This window comes from Micromonospora sp. H33 (assembly GCF_052068455.1).
Lineage (GTDB): Bacteria > Actinomycetota > Actinomycetes > Mycobacteriales > Micromonosporaceae > Micromonospora.
Genome location: NZ_JBQHDE010000001.1, coordinates 697,980 through 719,006, shown reverse-complemented (window position 1 = coordinate 719,006; position 21,027 = coordinate 697,980). Strand labels below are relative to the sequence as shown.

Here is a 21,027-nt window from a genome sequence, read left to right as displayed (position 1 = left end):
CACCGCCGCCGGCCACGTCCGTCTCCTAGGGTCGGGCCTGGTTGACCGGCTGACGCCCCATCAGCGGAAGCGTGACCGGCCAGCCTCGACGGCGCCGCGACACGCCGGGATAGATCAGGCTGCGGCACCCGAGCGTCACCGACGCGGGAGCGACCGGGCCGTCGTGGCCGCCGCCAGCCTGACAAGCTCCTTTTCGGACGAGCCGTATGTCTCCCTGACTTCCTTGACGAGGGGAAATCCCCCGTCGGCCTGGCCGGACGCCTCGCCGTCGCTCACGTAGGGTCCGCCGTCAGGAGGTCGACCACAGCTGCTGCGGTGTCCGGGTGCTGGGTGAGAAGCGCCGCCACCTCGGTGTGGGTGGGTTCGTCGTGTCGTCGCCACAGGCCGGGGCAGCCGAGCAGCGTGGCGACCGCGTCGACGGCCTCGGGATGGTCGGTCAGCAGGCTGACGACCGGCCCCGCCGGCACGACCGGCGGTGCCGGCGTCGGTGCGGGTGCGGCCCAGGGTGGCACCCAGGTGTCCAGCGCGGGCAGGCTGCCGGGGAAGGTGCGTGCCGCCTCGCGGACCAGCAGTGGCACCAGCTCTGGGCCGTGCTCGCGCAGCGTGGTGATGAGGGTGGGTAGCCAGGGCAGCAGGATCGGGTCGGGCAGCTGGGCAAACGCGGTCGACATCAGCTCCACCACGAACGGTGCCAGTCCGGGTACCGGGTCGAGGGCCTGCACGAAGCCGGAGAGGTACTGCGGGAAGGTCGGCACCACCAGCGGGTTGGCCAGCAGACCGTGGCAGCGGGCGCGTAGCTCGGCCAGCGGCAGCAGGCCCAGCTGGTGCCGGGCCGCCCAGTGCAGGGCGACCTTGGCGGGTGTCTCCGGGTGTGACTGTGCGATCGCGAGTTCGAGCTGCGCGCGGTCGCAGCCGAGGGACAGTGCCAGGCCTTCCATGTTGAACAGGAAACCGAGCATCGCGCCGACTTGCCGGACGCCGGTCTGCTCGTCGACGAAGGCGGTCGGCAGCAGGGTGCAGTAGTGCGCGTACCCGGCGGTCACGAACGCTTCGCACCAGGCCGGCAGGGCCGCCGCGGTGGTCCGGTAGTGGGCCAGCAGCCGCCGGATGCGGCGCAGCACCTCCGGGGCACCGTCGACGGTGCGTTCGGCGGCGAGCAGCTCGACCGCCCGGGCGCCGAGTTCGTCGACCAGGCGGGGGCTGTCGAGTAGCCGGATGGCGTCCTCGACGGCCGCGAGGGCGCCGGCCGCGGTGGCCTGCGGCCCGCGGACTGCCCGACGTAGCCGCTGCTCCAGCACCTGCTCCACGGTGACGCCCTCGTAGCCCAGCTCGATCAGGGCCCGCTGGTCGCGGCCGAGGGCGACGTCCCAGCTCTCCTGGATGGACCGGTGTCCCAGCCGCCGCTCCCCCATGATCGGACGGACCGCGTCTGGTGGGAGCAGGTGCCGCAGCATCCACAGCAGGTCCGAGCAGGGCGCCAGCCGGGGTTCGGCGTGCAGGTCGAGCAGGGCCCGCTGGACGGTGCGTTTCTCCAGGTCCAGGCCGAGCGGGCGGAGGCGGTCGAGGACGTCGCGGGCCAGTGGTGGGAGTGCTTCGTAGCCGACCTGGCCGACCCGGTCGCCGCCGAGCAGGATCTCGCAGAGCCGGCGGATGTCCCGCCGGCCGGGGACGACGTCCTTCTCGATGCAGGTGACCGCGGCGTCGGCGAAGTCGTATGGGGTGGGGCGGGCCCGGTTACGCAGCCCGGCGAGGAGGATCGCGGTCTCGAAAACGGCGATCGCGTCGGCCGTGCTGGCAAGGTAGCCGTTGCGGCGGGCGAGCCGGACGATGTCGACGCACCAGCCGCGCAGCTCCGCCTCGTCGAGGCCGCCGGGCTCGGGTGGTGCGGCGAGGAACCCGGAGAGCCGGTCGGTGACGCCGGTGGTGGGTGCGGCGCCGCCGGCGGGCCTGTGGGAGCGGGAGCGGGTGCCGCGCTGCCCGTCGAGCCGGTACGGGGTCAGGCCGGAGCGGGTCAGCGCCTTCGTCCAGGTCGCCGCGGCGATGGAGACCGAGCCGGGGGCGAGGCCGAACTGGACCTCGATGGCGGAGTGGCTGGACGGGATCAGCCCGTAGTGCCAGCGGGTGCCGGTGCGGGGGCTGATCTCGTAGGCGGGCGCGTCGGTGGCGAGGCCGAACTGCTCGACGTGGCTGGCGGCGTGGAAGGCGCCACAGACGTAGAGGCAGTCGGCGGGATCGACGCCGGAGGTGGTGAGGTGGTCGCGCATCCGCGTCCACACGGCCTCCGGCGGCCGGGCGGGAGCCGGTTTCGCCGGTCAGAGACGGGCGGGGCGGCGGCCACGTCGCCGACGCGAGATCTTGGAGGATCTCGGCCCCTGGAGGGGCCGTTTGCTTCCAAGATCTCGGGGAGCGCCAGCGCCGAGACGCTTGCGTATGGGGGCGAGCGGGGCGGCCATGGGCGTACGGCTCGTGGGGCGGTTGACTGGGTGATGACGTGAACGAGTCAGCTCCAAAGGATGCCGAGGCACTCATTCCCGCGAGCCGACCCACCGCAACAGGAACGGGGGTAGTCCCATGTCGAGCCGTCTCGTCGCGCTCGCCGGCGCGACGTTCACCAGCGGGCTGATGGCAGGGGTGTTCTTCGCGTACGCCTGCTCGGTCATGCCGGGTCTGGCCGCGACCGACGCGCGGACCCTGGTCGGCACGATGCAGTCGATCAACCGGAAGATCCTCAACGGCTGGTTCCTGGCCGCGTTCCTCGGTGCCCCCGTGCTGACCGCGCTGGTCGCCGCGCTGCACCTCGGCGACGGCCCGGTGCTGGCCTGGACGCTGGCCGCGCTGGTGGCGCACCTGGTGATGTTCGGCGTCACGACGCGGATCAACGTGCCGCTCAACAACCAGCTCGACGACGCCGGGCCGGTGGACGGGATCGGCGACCTGGCGGCGGTGCGGGAGCGGTTCGAGGGGCCGTGGGTGCGGTGGAACCTGGTCCGCACGGTCGCCTCGGTGGCCGCCTTCGCCGCCCTGATCGGCGCCCTGCTCGCCCGCTGAGTGTGATCTCGACGGCGTCGCGGCGGGCTGGCATGGGCGGCGGCCGGCGGGGGAACCGTTCCGGCATGAGGATGACCAGCACCCCGGCGGTGGCGGCGTCGAGCGAGGGGACCGGGCCCGACGGGGTACGGGAGCCGGCCGGCGAGGTGCACGCCTGGCAGCCCGGCCAGAACCAGACCGTGTGCGGACTGCCGCTCAGCCGCACCCGGCTGCGCCGGTTCCCGCACGTGCGGTTCGAGTACACCGGCACGGACGTGCTCACCGAGGCGGACCCGGTCGGCTGGGTCTGCCCCCGCTGCCTCGCCGCCACCAGCGGGCGCCGGCAGCGGGACGAGCGGCGTACCTGGGTCCGCAACGCTCCTCGCCCGTGAGCCCAGCGGCGGTCCGCGTCGCGTCGGACGGCGTTCAGGCCACCGCCGGGGCGGTTGGGGTGCGGCTGACCGGGTACGGGGTCGGACATGCGGATCGTGGTGGTGGGGGCGAGCGGCAACGCCGGTACGGCCCTGTTGCGCCGGCTGCGCCGGGAACGCGGGCTGGACCTGGCCGGGGTGGCACGACGCCTACCCGGCCCGGACGCCGGTGAGCCGTACGACCGGGTGGAGTGGCACTCCTGCGACATCGGCGCGCCGGGCGCCGCCGAGCAACTCGCCGAGGTGTTCGCGGGTGCCGGGGCGGTGGTGCACCTGGCCTGGCAGATCCAGCCCAGCCACGACCAGCGGGTGCTGCACCGCACCAACGTCGGCGGCAGCGGAGCGGTGATCGACGCCGTGGTCCGGGCGGGTGTGCCGGCCCTCGTGTACGCGTCGTCGGTCGGCACGTACGCGCCCGGTCCGAAGGACCACCCGGTCAGCGAGCGCTGGCCGGCGACCGGGGTGCCCGCGTCGTCGTACAGCCGGGACAAGGCGGAGGTCGAGTCGCTGCTGGACCGGGTGGAGCGGGAGCACCCGGAGCTGCGGGTGGTCCGCCTGCGGCCCGGGCTGACCTTCCAGCGGGCGGCGGCCACCGAGATCGCCCGGTACTTCCTCGGCCCGTTCGTGCCGGTGCGGCTGCTGAAGTTCGGCCGGCTGCCACTGGTGCCGACCAACCGGCGGCTACGGATGCAGGCGGTGCACGCCGACGACCTGGCCGACGCGTACGCCCGTGCGGTCCTGGGTGACGCGCGCGGCGCGTTCAACGTCGCCGCCGACCCGGTGCTGACGCCGGAGCTGGTGGCCCGGCACTTCCACGGCTGGACGGTGCCGGTGGCCGGGCCGGTGCTGCGCGCCGCCGCCGCGCTCACCTGGCACGCCCGGCTGCAACCCGTCGACGCCGGCTGGGTAGAGCTGGCCCTGAACGCGCCGCTGATGTCCAGCGAGCGCGCCGAGACCGAGCTGGGCTGGACACCCCGCCACGACGCGCTCACCGCGCTCAAGGAACTCTTCGCCGGCATGGCCGACGGCGCCCACACCCGTACCCCGCCGATGGCCCGGGCCCTGAACGCCCCCCGCCACCCCGTCCCCGGCCACGGCAACCCCTACTAGGACCGGTAACCGGTAATCAGAAGTCGGCGAAGAGGTACGGCAGCCGGCGCGGGAACAGGCGACGCAGCTCGACCCCGGCGTCGACGGGCACGTCACCCAGGCCGCGCAGGTGCACCTCCACCGGGTCCAGCACCCCGTACGCCAGCCCGGAGAGCCCGGCGGCGGTCAGCGTCGCCGACGGAGCGCTGCCGGCGTCGCCGCGGACCAGCTCCAGCGCACCGGTCGTGCCGTCGAGCAGGTACGCACCGGCCAGCCAGCGGTCCCCGGTCAGCTCCACCCGCACCCGGCCGGCGCCGGCGGGCAGCCCGGCGAGCGCGTCCACCGCGAGCAGCCGGGCCATCGGCGCGGAGGAGCCCGGCCGGGCCACCCGCGTCTCGACGTGCACCTCGAGGTCGGTGAGCCACAGCTCGGGTGCCGCACTGACGGGTACGTCGAACCGGACCGTCGCCACCTGGTCGACGTGCCGGGCGAAGAACTGCAACAGCAGCGCCCGGGCGTACGGGTCGGCGGCGAGCAGGTCGTCGGCGGCCAGCGTGCCCCCGTGGTCGTCGATCCGGTAGGTGACCGCCCCGGCCACGGCGCCGCCGACCCGTGCCGTCACCAGCCACCGCTCGTCCCGGTCGCGCAGCGCGACCGCCCGGTAGTCGGGGAGGAGCGCGAAGCCGTGCCGCTCGCGCAGGCAGCGCTCGGTGAAGTCCCGCCAGGTCGGATAGCCCGCGCCGATCCGCTCCCACCCCACCTCGCCGGGCAGCTCCGCGCGCAGCAGCGGGGCCAGGTCGGCCACCGGCAGCGTGACCGTACGCGGCATCGGCAGCCCGACGTAGCCGAAGCGCTCGTAGAACGACGGGCGGAACGGCCAGAGCGCCGTCAGCTGGTGCCCCTCGTCGCGCATCTCGTCCAGGAGCTGGTGCATCAGGGTGCGTACGTGCCCCTGCCGGCGGGCGAGCGGATGGGTCGCCACCCCGGCGACGCCGGCCATGGGCAGCACCCGGCCGCGCAGGTTCTGCCGCATCGGGATGGCCGAGACCGCCGCGCGGGTCTCGCCCGCCTCCTCGACGACCAGCGTCCGGTTGCCCTGGTTGTACGGCAGGTACTCGCGGAACTCCTCGGCCCGCGCCGCGCTCTGCGGGGAGGCCTCGAAGGCGTACGCCTGGAGGGGGAAGCTCGCGGTGAGTCGCTCCTCGGCGGAGAGCGCGCGCACGGTCATCCGACCATCCCAACCCGGCGGCCCTGCCGCCGCAACCGCATTGGGGCTACGGCTGGGTGACGTCGGAGACCACGACGGTGACGTTGTCCGGCGCGCCGGCCTGGTGGGCCAGCTTGACCAGCTGCTCCCCGCAGAGCTGCCGGTCGCCGTAGCCGGCCAGGGCCGTGGCGATCGCCTCGTGCTCGACGTAGTCGGAGAGCCCGTCGCTGCACAGCAGCAACCGGTCGCCGGGCACGACGGTGAGCGTCCCGATCGCCGGCGGGGTGTCCGAGCCCTGCACGGCGCGGGTCACCAGCGACCGCTGGGGGTGGTGCCGGGCCTGCTCGGGAGAGAGCGCGCCCTGGTCGACCAGCGCCTGCACGAACGTGTCGTCCCGGGTGAGCTGGGTCAGCTCCCCCTCCCGCAGCAGGTAGCAGCGGGAGTCGCCGACCTGGGCCAGCACCAGCGTCTCACCGGCCAGCAGCGCGGCGGTCAGCGTCGTACCCATGCCCTCGCGGGCGGGATCGACGGTGATGGCGGCGTGGATGCGCTGGTTGGCGGTGCTGACCACGGCGCGCAGCGCGTCGGCGGCCTCGTCGGGGGTGGTCGGCGGGGTCAGCTCGTCCAGGATGCGGATGACGATCTCGCTCGCCACTTCGCCCGCCGGCAGGCCGCCCATGCCGTCCGCGACCGCGACGAGGCGCTCGCCCGCGAGGGCGGAGTCCTCGTTGTTGGTCCGGACCAGGCCGATGTCGTTGAGGATGGCCGAGCGGAGGATCAGCGTCATGGGATCAAGCTTGCCAAGAACACCCTCAGTTCGTCTCTACGCACCGGTCGGTGGATTATGAAAGTTGCTGACGCCTTTCACTCCTCGGTGGGCAGATCCGTCAGCGGGACGTCGAGGCGGACCGCGTCGGTGACGGTGGCGATCTGGTCGGCGAGCACGTAGACCGCGCCGGTGCGGACCCGGTCGGTGGAGACCTTCAGGTAGCCCGCGTGCAGCAGCCGGGCCGCCAGGTCGGCCGGGACGTCCGGCTCCTCGACCGCGGTCGACTCGATCAGCTCGTCCAGGCTGCTGCCCGGGTCGGCGGTCGGCGCCTGCACGGTCACCGCGTTCGGGTCACCGCGCTGGACCAGGTCCACGGTGCCGATCTCGGTGCCGGCGGCGTCGACCACCCGCATGCCGGTGGTGACCCGGGAGAGGACCTGCTGCTGGCTCATACAGGCGCGGTTCCCGGCCGGTCCTCGCGCTAAACGCGACCCCAGCCGCCCGGCGGGCGGGGCGACAGCTCGCGCCACGTGTCGGTGCCGTGGAGCAGCGCCCGGACCGTCTCCTCGGCGTCCTCAGCGCTGTCGTACTCGTAGAACTGCGAGACCCCCTCCGACCCGCCGGCGCGCTGCTCGACGTACCACCGGTCGGCGTCGACCCGGAGGAAGACGTCCCGCCGGGCCAGGCGGCCCCATTTCCCGTTCCACCAGTGCTTCCGCTGCTCCATGGCGGGGACTCTATCGAACAGGCGTACGAAAATGTGGGGCCCCCGCGGGATTCCCGCGAGGGCCGTTGTGCGTGTGCCGGGTTCAGTACCTGGCGGGCGGTTCCTCCCGCCGGCCGAGCACGTCGTCGAGGGCGCCGCGCTGCTGGGCGGGGGTGGTCCGGCCGGCCGCGACCAGGGCGTCGCGGATCTCGGTGAGCAGCTTGATCTCCTCGCTCGGCGCCTTCGGCGGCGGCTCCTCGCCCCGCTGCCGGCGCTCGGCCAGCTTGTTCATCGGGAACACGACGAGGAAGTACAGCACCGCGGCGGTGAGCAGGAAGGTGATCAGCGCGTTGAGGAATTCGGCCCAGGTGATGAGGTTGTCGTCACTGATTTTCCACGACCCGGCGAATTGGTCGGTGCCGCCGCCCATGAACTTGATCAGCGGCTTCAGGAACGAGTTGGTGAACGACGTCACCACGCCGGTGAACGCGGCGCCGATGACGATGCCGACCGCGAGGTCGACGACGTTCCCGCGCATGATGAAATCTTTGAAGCCCTTGAGCATCCGTACTCCCGAGGTGTCCGGTCTTCCGTCCGACACAACCTATGCCCGGGACGGGGGCTCCAGAAAAGCGCCCGCCTCGACGGCTGCCCGCTCGGGATCGCCGGCCCGGATCGCGGCCACCAGCCGGGAGTGGTCGACGTAACGCTCCGGCTCCAGCGCGTCCCCCATCGCCGCGGCGACGGTGCTGCGCAGCGCCGCGCCGACCGAGGCGTAGAGCTCGGCGAGCATGCCGTTGTGCGCGGCGGCGACGACCGCGGTGTGCAGCGCGGCGTCGGCCTCCACGAACTCGTCGACCCGACCGCCGCGCCAGGCCGCCTCGCGGGCGGCGAGCGCGCCGTCGAGCGCTGCCAGATCCTCGGGGGTACGCCGCAGCGCGGCCAGCCGCGCCGCCTCCACCTCGAAGGCGCGCCGCACCTCGACGACCTCGGCCATCCGGTCGTCGGTGAGCCGGCGGGCCACCACCGGGGCCAGCTCGTCGGTCGACACCACGTACGTCCCGGAGCCCTGCCGGCACTCCAGCACCCCGGCGTGCACCAGGGCGCGGACCGCCTCGCGGACGGTGTTGCGCCCCACGCCGAGGGCCGCCACCAGCTGCGGCTCGGTCGGGATGCGGCCGCCCACCGGCCACTCGCCGCCGAGGATCCGCTCCCGGAGCTGGGTGATCGTCTCCTGTACGCGCCGGCCGCGCGGCGGCACGGCGACGGAATCAGCCGCGGGTGGCACTGGTTACAACCCCTGCCCGAAATTCATCCCATGATTGTAGGTTCGGACGCATGACCCCGCCACCACCACCCCCCACCGCCACCGCCCGCTCCGGTGCCGCCGCCACCCTCCCGACGGGGGCGCACATTCACGGAAAGAGTGGCCACGGGAGCGCGGAAGGGGCCTCTTTCCCGGAAAGTGCGGGGGCGAGCGTCCCGGGGAGTGCCGGGACGGGGTCGGGAGCGGGTGCGGCGGCGGGGAGTGCGGTGCGCGGGGGCGTGCTGGTGCTGGTCGGGATGCTGCTGGTGGCGCTGAACCTGCGGGCCGCCGTCACCAGCCTCGGCGCGCTGCTCGACGAGGTGCGCACCGGGCTGGAGCTCTCCGGGGCGATGGCCGGCCTGGTCACCACGCTGCCCACGATCGCGTTCGCGGGGCTGGGGGCGCTGACGCCGTGGCTGGTCCGCCGCGTCGCCCCGGCCCGGGTGCTGGTGGTCGCCATGGTCGCGCTCGCCGCCGGCCAGGTGCTGCGGGTGGTCACCGGCTCGGCGCTGGTCTTCGTGCTCACCAGCGCGCTCGCGCTGGCCGGGATCGCGGTGGCGAACATCCTGCTGCCGATGCTGGTCAAGCAGCACTTCCCGCACCGCACCGGGCTGGTCACCGGGGCTTACACGATGGCCCTGACCGTCGGCACGACGGTGGCCGCCGCCTCCGCGGTGCCGATCGCACACGCCGTCGGCTCCTGGCGGGTCGGGCTCGGAGTCTGGGCCGGGCTGGCCGCGGTGGCCGTACTCCCGTGGGTGCCGCTGGCGCTGCGGGCCCGCGCCGCCGCACGGCGGGCGACCCCGACGGCGACCGCCACCCGGATCCGGGTACGGCCGGCGCGGACCCGGCTCGGCTGGGCGATGGCGGTCTACTTCGGTGCGCAGTCGCTGAGCGGGTACGCGATCATGGGCTGGCTGGCGCAGCTGTTCCGGGACGCCGGTTACCAGCCGGAGACGGCGGGCCTGCTGCTCGCCGGGGTGACCGCCCTGGGTGTGCCGATCGCGCTGCTCATGCCGACGCTGGCCGGGCGGATGCGGACGCTGCGGCCGGTGGTGCTGTCGTTGACCGCCGCGTCGACACTCGCCTACCTGGGGTTGGCGGTGTCGCCGCACGACGGCGCGCTGCTCTGGGTGGCCCTGCTGGCGCTCGGCCAGGGAGCCTTCCCGCTGATCCTCACGACCATCGGGCTGCGGGCGCGCACCGCCGAGGGGACGGTGGCGTTGTCGGCGTTCGCGCAGAGCACCGGCTACGTGATCGCGGCGCTCGGGCCGCTGCTGGTGGGCGTCCTCTACGAGGCCACTGGTGGCTGGACGGCGCCGATCGGGTTCCTGTTGGCGGCGCTCACGGTGCAGACCGGCGCGGGGCTGGTGATCGCCCGCCCCCGGTACGTCGAGGACGAGGCCTGAGGGGTCAGGAGGAGGCGGGAGTGGGGTCGCCGGCGACGGCCTGCTCGACCGTCGGGTACGTCTGCAGCACCTCGACGAGGCCGCTGACCTCCAGGATGCGCAGCACACCCCGCTGGGGCGCGGCCAGCCGGACGACGCCGCCGGCCTCGTCGCAGCTGTTCTTGGCGCGGACGAAGACGGACAGCCCGGTGGAGTCGCAGAACGAGACCTCCGCCAGGTCGAAGACCAGCCGGCTGCGGCCCTTGTCCAGCAGGTCGGTTATCTGGTCCTGCAACTGCGGTGCGGTCGCCATGTCCAACTCGCCCGCGACCGACACGACGACGACGTCGCCGCGCTGTTCCGTGTGCACCGTCAAGGACATTCGCCAGACCTCCCGTTATCGGGGAAACGGTATCCCACGACGGGGGTGGCACGCAGATCGGGAGCGATGTCCGGTGGCCGCCGTCATTCCTTTGCACTGCGGCAAGTAGTTGACCGGTGTGCGGTGATAGAGTCCGCCCGGTCCAGGTCGAGGGGGCCGGGAGGTCGCGGCGGCCGTCGGCCTGGAACACCAGGACCAGGTACGCCTCCCCACCGCGCTCAGCGAGGTGGCCCGCGACCTGCTGCGGGGCGTCGGCGGGGCGGACGTGACGCTCCACGGTCGGCGACGCCGTTGACGGTAGGCATCACCTCCGGGTCGATCTCGCCCCGGTCGGGCCGTTGCCCGACGGCCGGTACGAGCCGCACTCGGGCGCGGTGGCGCGCCTGGTGGACAGCCTGGGCGTGTTGAGCGAAGGGGGGGATACGGTCGTGAGGATGTCCCGACGTGTCCCGGCTTCCGCACCGGCGCTGACCCCCGAGCGCCACGCCGAACTGCGCGCCGCCCTCGGCCTGCCGTACGCGCGGCGCCTGGTCACCCTGCTCGGCGGCACGCTGGAGCTGACCAGCACACCCGGTGCGGGCAGCACCTTCACCGTCTTCCTCCCCGCGGACGGAGTCTGACCGTGGACGGCGGTCCGGCGACCGTCCTGGTGGTCGACGACAGTCGCACCAAGCGGTACCTGCTGGTGAGCTGGCTCTCCCGGGCCGGCTTCACCGTGCTGGAGGCGGAGACCGGCGGCGAGGCGCTGGCCCGGGTCGGGATGGACCCGATCGACCTGGTGGTGCTCGACGTCCGCCTGCCCGACCTCAGCGGCTTCGAGGTCTGCGAGCGGATCAAGGCCGACCATCCGGCCATGCCGGTGATCCACGTGTCGGCGCACGCCGTGGACGTGGTGGACCGCGCGCAGGGGCTCACCCGGGGCGCGGACGCGTACCTGGCCGAGCCGATCGAGCCGGAGGAACTGGTCGCCACCGCACACGCCGTGCTGCGCTACTACCGCGCCCGGCAGCGGGCCGAACTGCTCGCCGAACGGCTGCTGGGGCTCGCCGACACCACCGTCGCCGTGCACGCCGCACCGAACTTCACCCGGCTGATCGAGGAGGCGGCCGCCGGTGCCGCGCAGATCTTCCGGAGCCCGGCCGCCGTGATCGCCGAGACCTTCGACGGCGACTGCCTGGCCAGCGTCGCCACCGGTCCCGGCGCCAGGGCGGACATCGTGCCGTGGATCGTCGACGACTCGGGCATACCGACCGGAGCCACGGTCCGTGTGGAGGAACCGGCCCGGTGGGGGCTGGTCGACTGGCCGGCCGGCGACACGGTGACGGTGGCCGCCGCCCGGCTGCGCGAGGACCGGGCCCCGCTGTACGTGGTGGTGCCGACCGCCACGCAGACCGCCCGTACGCCGGTGCTGGTGCAGCTCGCCCAGGCCGTCGCGGCGGCGGTCGAGGCACAGCGCTCCTTCGACGAGGAGCACCGCATCGCGGTCACCCTCCAGCGCAGTCTGCTGCCCCGCCGGATCCCGGAGATCGCCGGGCTCGACCTCGCCGTCCGCTACGAGCCGGCCAGCGCCCAGACCGAGGTGGGTGGGGACTTCTACGAGCTGGTGATGCTCGACGGTCATCTGCTGCTCGCGATCGGGGACGTGGCCGGTCACTCGCTGCACGCGGCGACCGTGATGGCTGAGCTGCGGCACGCCGTGCGGGCGTACGCGGTCGAGGGGCACCAGCCCGGCGAGATCCTGCACCGGGTGAACGAACTGATGCGCACGCTGCTCCCGGCCGAGCTGGCGACGATCTGCGTCCTGCTGCTGCACCCGGGCACCGGCCGGGTCCGGATGGCCACCGCCGGCCACCTGCCGCCGCTGCTCAGCGCCGATGGCCGGGTGGAGTTCGTGCAGCAGTCCGCGCCGCTGCTCGGGGTCCGCGCACAGCGACCGCCGGACCTGGAGTTCGTGCTGCCGCCCGGCGCCACGCTGGTCTTCTACACCGACGGCCTGATCGAGCGGCGGGACGCCACCATCGACGAGGGGTTGAGCGCCCTGGCGGCCGCCGCCAGGCGGATCGACGACGACCTGGACCGCTTCTGCGCGCGGCTCCTCGTCGAACTGGCTCCGCCCGAGATCCACGACGACGTCGCCGTGGTGGCCCTCCGCCGCCGCTGACCCGCCCGCGGTCGCCGCCCTGACCGCGCCCGCGCTCGTCGGCCCGACTGTCACCGGCCCCGGGCGATCGCCACGGACGTCTGGCGCTGGCCGCCGTCACCGACGGTTGCGTTGGGGTTGGCGTCACAGTCGGTGACATCCGTTCCGCGCCCGCAGATCATGCCGCGCTCCTTTGCTCTGCTTACACATACGCACCGGTCGGCTGAGCTGGGGCGCAGGCCCGAGCGCGGTGGAGGAGCTGTACCGGGCACGCTCACCCTCCGTGACCGGTGCGTCCGTTGAAGCAGAGCAAAGGGAGCGAGGGGCACATCGGCTGGCGTGGCAAGCGTGACGGAACGTCAGGGGGCAAGCGGCGCGACGTCCGCGACGTCCCCGTGGGAGTTCAGGTGGGGTCAGGTGAGCGAGCGGGCGTACGCGGCCGGGGTGCGGCCGGTGACCGCGCTGAACTCGCGGACCAGGTGGGACTGGTCGCTGTAGCCGAGGTCGGCGGCGAGACGCGCCCAGTCGAGCGGGCCGCCGGCCGCCTGCTCGATGGCCTCCTGGAGGCGGTAGCGGCGGATCACCCACTTCGGGCCGACGCCGACGTGCGCCAGGAACAGCCGTTGCAGACGCCGGACCGAGGTGCCGTGGCGGCGGGCGACGTCGTCGACGCGGACCACCGTACGGTCGCGGCGGATCGCCTCCACCAGGTCGATCACCTCGTCGTTGACCGGGTCCGGCTCGGGCGCCCAGCCGGTGAGCAGAGTGTCCAGCGCACCGCAGCGCTCGGCGTCCGTACCCCCGCAGAGTCCGGCCGGGGACGGGCCGGCGCTGGCGGGCCCGGCGCCGACCACGGCGGCGGCCGGCGCCCAGCGGTCGGCCAGCGCGGTAAACGGCCAGCGGCCCCCGGTCAGCTCGGCGACCGACCCGCGCCAGAACGGATGGAAGCCGCCCGGCCGGAACTGCACCCCGCTGACCCGTCCGCTGCCGGCGAGGGTGATGGAGAAGAGTTCCCGCCCGACCCCGGCGACCTCGCCGGCCTCCGGGCCGTCGCCGTCACGGCGGAAGACGACGTTCACGGCGGGATGCGGCACGATCTGCTGAGCGAGCGGCTCGGTCAGGTCCCAGTCGATGAGCCAGTAGTGCTCCACCCAGCGACGCAGCTCCGGGGCGGGCAGGTGCCGGCGGAAGCGGACCGCCCGGCGCAGCCGCGCCGGGTCGAGGATGCCCCGGTCGTCCGCGCGCGGCTGCTGTCGCATTTCTTCAAGACCACCTTCATACGCTGGCCCTATGGCCACACACACTAGCGACCTCCTGGCGACCGCCGCCCCGCGAACCGTCGCGGTGGTGCGCGGCATCGCCGACGACCAGCTCGACCTGCCCACGCCGTGCGCCGAGTACACGGTGCGTGACCTGCTGAACCACCTCTTCGAGGTGGTGGTGAACTTCCAGGGGTTGGCGGCGAAGCGCCCCACCACGTGGGCCGACAAGCCCGACCACCTGGGCGACGGATGGCGGGACCGGTTCGAGACCGAGACCCGACGGCTGATCGACGCCTGGTCCGACCCGGCCAGCATGGAGGGCGTCTCGCCGGGCATGGGACTGCCGCAGGAGACGGTCGGCGGCATGGCGCTGCTGGACCTGACCGTGCACGGGTGGGACCTGGCGGTCGCCACGGGCCAGCCGTACGAGCCGGCACCCGAGGCGGTGGACGCCCTGCGCGAGCTGGTCGAGCAGCTCGGCCCGCTACCCCGGAAGATGGGCGTCTTCGCCGAGGTGGTGCCGACCTCGCCCGGCCTGCCGGACGTGCACCGGCTCCTCGCCGCCACCGGCCGCGATCCGGCCTGGACGGGCGCCGCGCGCTGACCTCCGTCGGTCCCGGTGGCGCGACGCGCGCCGCCGGGACCGTTGACAATGGCTATTCACTCAGTGAATAGTGACGGACGTGTCCACACCGCACGTCCTCCTCGGGCTGCTCGCCACCGGCACCAAGCACGGCTACGAGCTGAAACGCGCCCACGACGAGCGGCTGCCCCGGGCCCGGCCGCTGGGCTTCGGGCAGGTCTACGCCACCCTGGGCCGGTTGCAGCGCGACGGTCTCGTCGAGGCGGCCGGGCAGGAGCGCGAGGCGGGTCCGGACCGCACGACGTACACGCTGACCGGCGACGGTCGCGCCGCGCTGGACCGCTGGCTCACCGAGGTCGAGCCGCCGATGCCGTACGTCGCCAGCACGCTGTTCGCGAAGGTCACCGTGGCACTGCTGGTGGCCGACGTGGAACGGGCCCGGGCGTGGCTGATCGCCCAGCGGCGGGCGCACACCGACCGGCTGCGCGAGCTGACCGCCGCCAAGTCGGCCCCGTCCGCCACGCTCGACGACGTCGTCGCCCTCGACTTCGCCATCGCCCATCTCGACGCCGACCTGCGGTGGCTGCACACCACCCTCGACCGGGTCGCCGACTGGCACCGGGAGGTGCACTCGTGACGCAACTTCAGGCTCGTGGAGTGGTCAAGGCGTACGGGCCGACACCCGCCCTGCGCGGGGTCACGCTCGATGTCGCCGAGGGCGAGATCGTCGCGGTGACCGGGCCGAGCGGCTGCGGGAAGTCGACGCTGCTGCACTGCCTCGCCGGCATCCTGCGCCCCGACGCGGGCGAGGTGACGTGGCGAGGCCATCGCATCGACACCTGGTCCGAGGCGGCCCGGTCCCGGCTGCGGCGGACCGAGTTCGGCGTGCTGTTCCAGTTCGGCCAGCTCGTCGCCGAGCTGACCGCGGCGGAGAACGTCGCGCTGCCCCTGCTTCTCGCCGGCACGGGGCGGCGAGAAGCACGGACGGCGGCACTGACCTGGCTGGAACGCCTCGGGGTGGCGGAGTTCGCCGACACCCGGCCGGGCGAGATGTCCGGTGGCCAGCAGCAGCGCTGTGCCACCGCCCGGGCCCTGGTCACCGAGCCCCGGGTGCTCTTCGCCGACGAGCCGACGGGTGCGCTGGACACGCTCACCGGCGAGCAGGTGTTGACGCAGCTCGTCCGGCTCGCCCGCGAGCAGGGCACGTCGGTCGTCCTGGTCACGCACGAGCCGCGCATCGCCGCGTACGCCGACCGCGAGGTCGTCCTGCGCGACGGCCTCGTGGACCACACCGGCCTGGGGCTCGACGCGCCGCTGCTCGGGGAGCGGCGGTGAGGCCGGGTACCGCGCTGCGCCTGGCCCTCGCGGGCACCCGCACCGACGCCGCCCGCGTCGCGCTGACCGCGCTCAGCGCACTGCTGGCCACCCTCGCCGGGCTGGCCGCGCTGACCGTGCTCGCCATCCCGACCCCGCTCGGTGCCGGCCCGGACGATCCGCGCTGGTCCGAGCAGTACAGCACCGCGCTGCTGCGGGAGCCCGGCCTGCGCGGCGGGACGGCGTTCGCGCTGCTGCTGCTCACGATCCCGGTGCTGGCGCTGGCCGGGCAGTGCGCACGGCTCGGTGCGCCGGCGCGGGACCGCCGACTGGCCGCCCTCCGGCTGGCCGGTGCCACGCCGGGCCAGGTGACCGGGATCGCCGTCCTGGAGACCGGCCTGGCCAGCCTCCTCGGCACGGTGGTCGGGCTGGCGGCGTACCTGGGCGGCCGGGAACTGCTGCACCGGCCCGACGAGCGGGGTCAGCTCGCCCTGCCCACCGACGTGCTGCCTCCGGCCGGCGCCGTGGCCGCCGTCGTGCTCGGGCTTCCGGTGCTCGCGGCCCTGGTCACCGCGCTGATGCTGCGCCGGGTCACGACCACGCCGTTCGGGGTGGTGCGCCGGGTGCGGACCCGGGGGCCGCGACCGTGGCCCGGCCTGCTGATCCTGGCGGGGCTTGCGGCGTTCAGCGCGTTCCGACCACTGGGCCTCTGGTACGAACGGCGGTCGAGTGAGCCGCCGGAGTGGCTGCTGCCGACCCTGCTGATCGCCGGTGGCCTGGCCGCGATGATCGGCGTGGTGACCGGCGCGGGCTGGATCTCGTACACGGTCGGCCGGATGCTGCACCGGTGGGCGCGCCGCCCGGCCACACTGCTGGCCGCCCGTCGGCTGACCGCCGACCCGTGGGCCGGCAGCCGCACGTTCGCCGCGCTGCTGGCGGCGGTGCTCTTCGGCGCCGGGGCGGCCGGGCTGCGCGCGCACTTCGAGGCCGCGCTCGTCCTGAGCCGTCGGGTCGGCGGCGGTATGCGGGACGACCCCTTCTACCTCGACACGATGGACCTGGTGGACCTCACCGTCGCCGTGGCGATGCTGATCGCCGCCGGTGGGCTGGTGGTGGCCGTGGTGGAGGGCGTCACCGCCCGACGCCGGGCGTACGCGGCGCTGGTCGCCGCGGGGGTGCCGCGCTCGACGCTGGGCCGGGCCATCGGCTGGCAGGCGCTCGCACCGGCCATGCCCGCGGTCGTCGTCGCGCTCACCGTCGGGCTGCTGCTCGCCCGTGGCTTGTTCGGCACTCCGTCCAGCGGCGGTTACGAGCAGACGATCTGCGACGCGGGGCCGGCGTGCGAAGATCCGGCCACCCAGGCGGCGTACACCCGTACCGAGTGGGTGCCGGAGGTGAGCGTGCCGCCGGCCGTACCGCTGGAGCAGTTGGCGGCGCTCGGCGGCGGTGCCCTGGCTGCGGTGTTGGTGACGGTCGCGGCCGGAGTGCTCCTTTTGCGTGCCAGCACGGCGGTGGAGGAGTTGCGGACGACCTGAGCGGGCGTAACGCGCCGGCCGGGACCGGACGCTGTTGCCACCGGAGGCCCGGCCGACGGGCCCGCGCCGGGGATCCCGGCGCGCGTGGCAACAGGAGTTGACCAGATGCACAACCAGCCGGGCGGACCGCCGCCGGTGTTCGTCGACCGGACGGGCCGGCGGCGCCGGCTCACCGTGATCGCCGGTACCGCGATGGGCCTCGGCCTGCTCACGAGCTTTGTTCTGATCCTGGCCGGCCTCTTCGTCGACTCGTCGGTGTCGGTGCCCGGCTGGTCCGACGACAGTGCCCCGGTCGAGGCGGAGCTCGAGGGCGGCGACGACCTGGGCGGGGCATCGTCGGCGCCGCGCCCGGAGCCGGTGACCAGCACGTCGGCGCCGCTCCCGACGGCCACCCGCGGCGTCGCTCCCGCCGCGACCACCACGGCTCCCGGCTCCCGACCGACCCGTTCTGAGCAGCCGGGCCAGGGTGAGGATCGGCGCAACACCGCGAAGCCGAGCCGCTCGCCGGGGAAGCCGGGCTGACGGTGGCCCGGCACGTCGCCCGCCGCGATCCGCGGGCACACTGGTTCCTGCTCCTGCTCGGCGTGCTGCTGCTGCTCGCGGCGCTCACGCTCAACGCGCTGGTCACCGGGCTCGCCGGCGGCTCCGGATCGGCCGACGGCGCTGCCGGCGAGCCGGCCGCACCCAAGGAGGTGACGACCGGCGGGCCGGTGCTGCGGCTGGACCGGGACGAGCCGGAGAGCCGTGCGATGCCGGACCATACGGTCGCGCTGACCTTCGACGACGGGCCCGACCCGCGCTGGACGCCCCAGGTGCTCGACGTGCTGCGCCGCCACGACGCGAAGGCGACCTTCTTCGTGGTCGGCGCCCGGGTCAACGAGCACCCCGACCTCGTCCGGCGGATCCTCGCCGAGGGGCACGAGATCGGCTCGCACACGTTCACCCACGCGCACCTCGGCGCCGCGTCGACCTGGCGCCGGAACCTGGAACTCTCCCTCACCCGCAAGGCGATCGCCGGCGCGACCGGTCGCGAGGTCACCCTGCTGCGCCCGCCGTTCTCCTCCGGGCCGGGGGCGCTGACCGGCCCGGAGTACGGCGCGCTGCGCGCCGCCGCCGGCACCGGCCACATCGCGGTCCTCGCCGACCGGGACACCAAGGACTGGCAGCGCCCCGGAGTGCCGGCGATCGTGGCGGCGGCGACGCCGCAGCGGGGTCGCGGCGCGGTCGTCCTGATGCACGACGGCGGCGGCGACCGGTCGGAGACCATCGCAGCCCTGGAACGGCTGCTGCCCGACCTCACGAAGCGCGGCTACCGGTTCACCACCGTCTCCGAGGGGGTCGGCGCGCCGTCCTCGATGGTGCCGGCGAGCCTCGACAACCGGGTGAGCGGTACGGCGCTGCGGTGGACACAGACCGGTGCCCGCTGGGCCGCCGGAGCGATCGAGGCGCTGCTCACCGTCGCGCTGGTGCTCGGGGTGGCCCGGCTCGCGGTCCAGGTGGTCTGCGCGCAGCGCCACGTCCGCCGGGTCCGCCGGCCGGCCCGGGGCCGGTACGGGGTCACCGAACCGGTCTCGGTGATCGTGCCCGCGTACAACGAGGCGGCGAACATCGCCGCGACCGTCCGGTCCCTGGTCGCCAGCGCGTACCCGGCGCTGGAGGTGATCGTCGTGGACGACGGGTCCAGCGACGGCACCGCCGAGATCGTCGAACGGATGCGGCTGCGGGGCGTCCGCGTGATCCGGCAGGCCAACGCCGGCAAACCGGCCGCCCTCAACACCGGCATCCGGGCCGCCCGGGCGGGCCTGCTGGTGCTCGTCGACGGGGACACCGTGTTCCAGCCGGACACCGTGTACCGGCTGGTGCAGGGCTTCGCCGACCCGACCGTGGGCGCGATCTCCGGCAACACGAAGGTCGCCAATCGGCGGCGGCTGCTCGGGCGCTGGCAGCACCTGGAGTACGTGATCGGCTTCAACCTCGACCGCCGGATGTACGACGTGCTCGAGTGCATGCCGACGATCCCCGGCGCGATCGGCGCGTTCCGCCGCGAGGTCCTGCTCGCCGTGGGCGGCGTCCCCGCCGACACCCTGGCGGAGGACACCGACCTGACGATGAAGGTGCTCCGGGCCGGCTGGCGGGTCGTCTACGAGGAGGCGGCCATCGCCTGGACCGAGGCGCCCTCCACCCTGCGGCAGCTCTGGCGGCAGCGCTACCGGTGGTGCTACGGCACGATGCAGGCGATGTGGAAGCACCGGCACGCCCTACGCGAGCCCGGTGCCGGCGGCAAGCTGGGCCGGCGCGGCCTGCCGTACCTGACCGTGTTCCAGATCGTGCTGCCGCTGGCCGCGCCGGCGGTGGACGTCTACGCGATCTACGGGCTGCTCTTCCTGCCGTGGACGACGCTCGTGCTGGCCTGGGTCGGGCTGCTCCTGCTCCAGGCGGCGACGGCCGCGTACGCCCTGCGGCTGGACGGCGAACGCCTCGGGCCGCTGTGGAGCCTGCCGTTCCAGCAGGTCGTCTACCGGCAGGTGATGTACCTGGTCGTGGTGCAGTCGGTGGTCACCGCCCTGGTCGGCAACCGGCTGCGCTGGCAGCGCATGGCCCGCACCGGCGACGCCGCCGCCCTCCTGCTCAGCCCGCGCTGAACAGGCCGGCCGAGAGCGCGAGCAGCGTGCCGACGGCACCCGAGCAGCAGCAGACGAGCAGGGCTGCGACCACCGCGAGGATCGCCCAGACCCGCCGGTCCCGCGCCGCCGCCCGCAGACTCGACCGGGGTACGCCGCCCGCCGGCTCGTCGTCCGGCCTGCTCACCGTGCTTTCCCCGTCACGCCGGCAGTCTAGGCGACAGGGCCCGCCCCGCACCCGCGTCATGATCGCGCTCGATCCGGGACATGGTGTCCTCGGTGCCGGGCGGCAGTATGGGGCGATGGAACTGGTGTCGATCGAGGACGTCCGGGGCGCTGCCGCGGACATCGCGGGCGTCGTCCTGCGTACCCCCTTGTTGCGGACGTCGTGGGACGCGGACCTGTGGCTCAAGCCGGAGAGCCTGCAACCCGTCGGGTCGTTCAAGCTGCGGGGCGCCACGCACGCGGTCGCCCGGCTAACCGCCGCCGAGCGGGCGCGCGGCGTCGTCACCCACTCGTCCGGCAACCACGGCCTGGCCCTGGCGTACGCGGCCCGCGCGGCGGGTGTGCCCTGCCGGATCGTGGTGCCGGAGGGTGCCCCGGCGGTCAAGGTCGACCGGATCCGGGCGCTCGGCGTCGAGGTGGTCACGGTGCCGCCGCCCCGGCGCGTTCCCGAGGCGGAGCGGATCGCGGCGGAGACCGGGGCGCTCCTGGTGCCGCCGTTCGACGATCGCCGGATCATCGCCGGGCAGGGCACGATCGGCCTGGAGATCGTCGAGGACCTGCCCGACGTCGACGTGGTGCTGGTGCCGATCGGCGGGGGCGGGCTCTCGTCGGGCGTCGCGACGGCGGTGAAGGCCGTGCGGCCGGCGACGACGGTGATCGGCGTCGAGCCCGAACTGGCCGCCGACACCCGCGATTCGCTGGCGGCCGGGTCGGTGGTGGCCTGGGGTGAGGAGCGCACCTACCGGACGGCGGCCGACGGGCTGCGCCTGCCGCCCTCCGAGCTGACCCTCGCGCACCTGCTCGACCGGCTCGACAGCATCGTCACCGTGTCGGAGGAGGAGATCCGCGCGGCGATGCGCCGGATCGTCGGGGACGCGCGGCTCGTGGTGGAGCCGAGCGCGGCGGTGGCGGTGGCCGCTCGGCTGTTCCGGCGCGCCGAGCTGCCGAGCGGCCGTACGGTCGCGGTGGTGACCGGCGGCAACGTCGACCCGGCGGTGCTCGCCGGTGCTCTCGGGTGCTAGGAGGGGCCCCTTGTACAACG

At 74.2% G+C, this 21,027-nt stretch carries 22 protein-coding genes and 1 pseudogene; 13 read left to right on the top strand and 10 right to left on the bottom strand.

Annotated elements, in window-relative coordinates:
* Window positions 1-272: 272 nt before the first annotated feature.
* Window positions 273-2,276: pseudogene (locus tag ACTMS0_RS03375) on the bottom strand (DUF5682 family protein); the annotation flags it as partial.
* A gap of 295 nt (window positions 2,277-2,571) precedes the next feature.
* On the opposite strand from ACTMS0_RS03375, the gene ACTMS0_RS03370 reads away from it, so the two are divergent.
* The 3 genes from ACTMS0_RS03370 (at window position 2,572) to ACTMS0_RS03360 (ending at window position 4,568) form a co-directional block, all read left to right on the top strand.
* A complete protein-coding gene (locus ACTMS0_RS03370; RefSeq protein WP_441153584.1) occupies window positions 2,572-3,048 on the top strand; it encodes an anthrone oxygenase family protein in 477 nt (158 codons plus the stop codon).
* A 65-nt stretch (window positions 3,049-3,113) separates the two neighbouring features.
* Window positions 3,114-3,419 carry a hypothetical protein gene (locus ACTMS0_RS03365; RefSeq protein WP_441153583.1) on the top strand — a complete coding sequence of 102 codons (306 nt, stop codon included), beginning with the start codon at window positions 3,114-3,116 and terminating at the stop codon, window positions 3,417-3,419.
* An 87-nt stretch (window positions 3,420-3,506) separates the two neighbouring features.
* Window positions 3,507-4,568: an NAD-dependent epimerase/dehydratase family protein gene (locus tag ACTMS0_RS03360; protein WP_441153582.1), complete on the top strand. Its 1,062-nt coding sequence runs from the start codon at window positions 3,507-3,509 to the stop codon at window positions 4,566-4,568.
* 16 nt (window positions 4,569-4,584) lie between these two features.
* On the opposite strand, the gene ACTMS0_RS03355 is transcribed toward ACTMS0_RS03360, so the two are convergent.
* The 6 genes from ACTMS0_RS03355 to ACTMS0_RS03330 form a co-directional block, all read right to left on the bottom strand.
* Window positions 4,585-5,775 carry a GNAT family N-acetyltransferase gene (locus ACTMS0_RS03355; RefSeq protein WP_441153581.1) on the bottom strand — a complete coding sequence of 397 codons (1,191 nt, stop codon included), beginning with the start codon at window positions 5,773-5,775 and terminating at the stop codon, window positions 4,585-4,587.
* A 46-nt stretch (window positions 5,776-5,821) separates the two neighbouring features.
* Entirely contained in the window at window positions 5,822-6,541 is a 720-nt protein-coding gene (locus tag ACTMS0_RS03350) for a PP2C family protein-serine/threonine phosphatase (protein ID WP_441153580.1), read from the bottom strand.
* 77 nt (window positions 6,542-6,618) lie between these two features.
* A complete protein-coding gene (locus ACTMS0_RS03345; RefSeq protein WP_441153579.1) occupies window positions 6,619-6,975 on the bottom strand; it encodes a hypothetical protein in 357 nt (118 codons plus the stop codon).
* Window positions 6,976-7,004: 29 nt separating this feature from the next.
* The gene (locus tag ACTMS0_RS03340) at window positions 7,005-7,250 is read right to left on the bottom strand and encodes a hypothetical protein (protein WP_441153578.1); all 246 of its coding nucleotides are present in this window, start codon (window positions 7,248-7,250) and stop codon (window positions 7,005-7,007) included.
* An 82-nt stretch (window positions 7,251-7,332) separates the two neighbouring features.
* The gene (mscL, locus tag ACTMS0_RS03335; protein ID WP_441153577.1) at window positions 7,333-7,794 is read right to left on the bottom strand and encodes a large conductance mechanosensitive channel protein MscL; all 462 of its coding nucleotides are present in this window, start codon (window positions 7,792-7,794) and stop codon (window positions 7,333-7,335) included.
* Between the two features lie 39 nt (window positions 7,795-7,833).
* Window positions 7,834-8,517 (bottom strand): FadR/GntR family transcriptional regulator, encoded by a 684-nt coding sequence (locus tag ACTMS0_RS03330; RefSeq protein WP_441153576.1) that lies wholly within the window; start codon window positions 8,515-8,517, stop codon window positions 7,834-7,836.
* A 125-nt stretch (window positions 8,518-8,642) separates the two neighbouring features.
* On the opposite strand from ACTMS0_RS03330, the gene ACTMS0_RS03325 reads away from it, so the two are divergent.
* Window positions 8,643-9,944: an MFS transporter gene (locus tag ACTMS0_RS03325; RefSeq protein WP_441153999.1), complete on the top strand. Its 1,302-nt coding sequence runs from the start codon at window positions 8,643-8,645 to the stop codon at window positions 9,942-9,944.
* Window positions 9,945-9,948: 4 nt separating this feature from the next.
* Here ACTMS0_RS03325 and ACTMS0_RS03320 read toward each other — a convergent pair whose 3' ends face one another.
* Window positions 9,949-10,305, bottom strand: a complete 357-nt coding sequence (locus ACTMS0_RS03320; RefSeq protein ID WP_168003172.1) for an STAS domain-containing protein — start codon at window positions 10,303-10,305, stop codon at window positions 9,949-9,951.
* A gap of 434 nt (window positions 10,306-10,739) precedes the next feature.
* On the opposite strand from ACTMS0_RS03320, the gene ACTMS0_RS03315 reads away from it, so the two are divergent.
* Both ACTMS0_RS03315 and ACTMS0_RS03310 read left to right on the top strand, forming a co-directional pair.
* Entirely contained in the window at window positions 10,740-10,925 is a 186-nt protein-coding gene (locus tag ACTMS0_RS03315; protein WP_441153575.1) for an ATP-binding protein, read from the top strand.
* A gap of 2 nt (window positions 10,926-10,927) precedes the next feature.
* Window positions 10,928-12,466: a SpoIIE family protein phosphatase gene (locus ACTMS0_RS03310; RefSeq protein ID WP_441153574.1), complete on the top strand. Its 1,539-nt coding sequence runs from the start codon at window positions 10,928-10,930 to the stop codon at window positions 12,464-12,466.
* Between the two features lie 392 nt (window positions 12,467-12,858).
* On the opposite strand, the gene ACTMS0_RS03305 is transcribed toward ACTMS0_RS03310, so the two are convergent.
* Window positions 12,859-13,704, bottom strand: coding sequence for an AraC family transcriptional regulator (locus tag ACTMS0_RS03305; protein WP_441153573.1), 846 nt, complete (start codon window positions 13,702-13,704; stop codon window positions 12,859-12,861).
* A 31-nt stretch (window positions 13,705-13,735) separates the two neighbouring features.
* Between ACTMS0_RS03305 and ACTMS0_RS03300 the strand changes: the two genes are divergently transcribed.
* The 6 genes from ACTMS0_RS03300 to ACTMS0_RS03275 all read left to right on the top strand — a co-directional run bounded on the left by ACTMS0_RS03300 (window position 13,736) and on the right by ACTMS0_RS03275 (window position 19,781).
* Window positions 13,736-14,311 carry a TIGR03086 family metal-binding protein gene (locus ACTMS0_RS03300; RefSeq protein WP_441153572.1) on the top strand — a complete coding sequence of 192 codons (576 nt, stop codon included), beginning with the start codon at window positions 13,736-13,738 and terminating at the stop codon, window positions 14,309-14,311.
* 79 nt (window positions 14,312-14,390) lie between these two features.
* Window positions 14,391-14,927 (top strand): PadR family transcriptional regulator, encoded by a 537-nt coding sequence (locus ACTMS0_RS03295; RefSeq protein ID WP_441153571.1) that lies wholly within the window; start codon window positions 14,391-14,393, stop codon window positions 14,925-14,927.
* Window positions 14,924-15,625 (top strand): ABC transporter ATP-binding protein, encoded by a 702-nt coding sequence (locus ACTMS0_RS03290; protein ID WP_441153570.1) that lies wholly within the window; start codon window positions 14,924-14,926, stop codon window positions 15,623-15,625. The genes ACTMS0_RS03295 and ACTMS0_RS03290 overlap by 4 nt, the downstream gene beginning before the upstream one ends.
* Window positions 15,622-17,139: an FtsX-like permease family protein gene (locus ACTMS0_RS03285; protein WP_441153569.1), complete on the top strand. Its 1,518-nt coding sequence runs from the start codon at window positions 15,622-15,624 to the stop codon at window positions 17,137-17,139. The genes ACTMS0_RS03290 and ACTMS0_RS03285 overlap by 4 nt, the downstream gene beginning before the upstream one ends.
* Before the next feature lie 105 nt (window positions 17,140-17,244).
* Window positions 17,245-17,661: a hypothetical protein gene (locus tag ACTMS0_RS03280; RefSeq protein WP_441153568.1), complete on the top strand. Its 417-nt coding sequence runs from the start codon at window positions 17,245-17,247 to the stop codon at window positions 17,659-17,661.
* Window positions 17,662-17,663: 2 nt separating this feature from the next.
* Complete coding sequence (locus ACTMS0_RS03275; protein ID WP_441153567.1) at window positions 17,664-19,781, top strand: bifunctional polysaccharide deacetylase/glycosyltransferase family 2 protein; 2,118 nt, start codon at window positions 17,664-17,666, stop codon at window positions 19,779-19,781.
* On the opposite strand, the gene ACTMS0_RS03270 is transcribed toward ACTMS0_RS03275, so the two are convergent.
* Window positions 19,768-19,947: a hypothetical protein gene (locus ACTMS0_RS03270; RefSeq protein ID WP_441153566.1), complete on the bottom strand. Its 180-nt coding sequence runs from the start codon at window positions 19,945-19,947 to the stop codon at window positions 19,768-19,770. The two genes, ACTMS0_RS03275 and ACTMS0_RS03270, sit on opposite strands and share 14 nt — an antisense overlap.
* 115 nt (window positions 19,948-20,062) lie before the next feature.
* Here ACTMS0_RS03270 and ACTMS0_RS03265 point away from each other — a divergent pair, with 115 nt between their 5' ends.
* A complete protein-coding gene (locus tag ACTMS0_RS03265) occupies window positions 20,063-21,007 on the top strand; it encodes a threonine ammonia-lyase (RefSeq protein WP_441153565.1) in 945 nt (314 codons plus the stop codon).
* The last annotated feature ends 20 nt before the right edge of the window (window positions 21,008-21,027 follow it).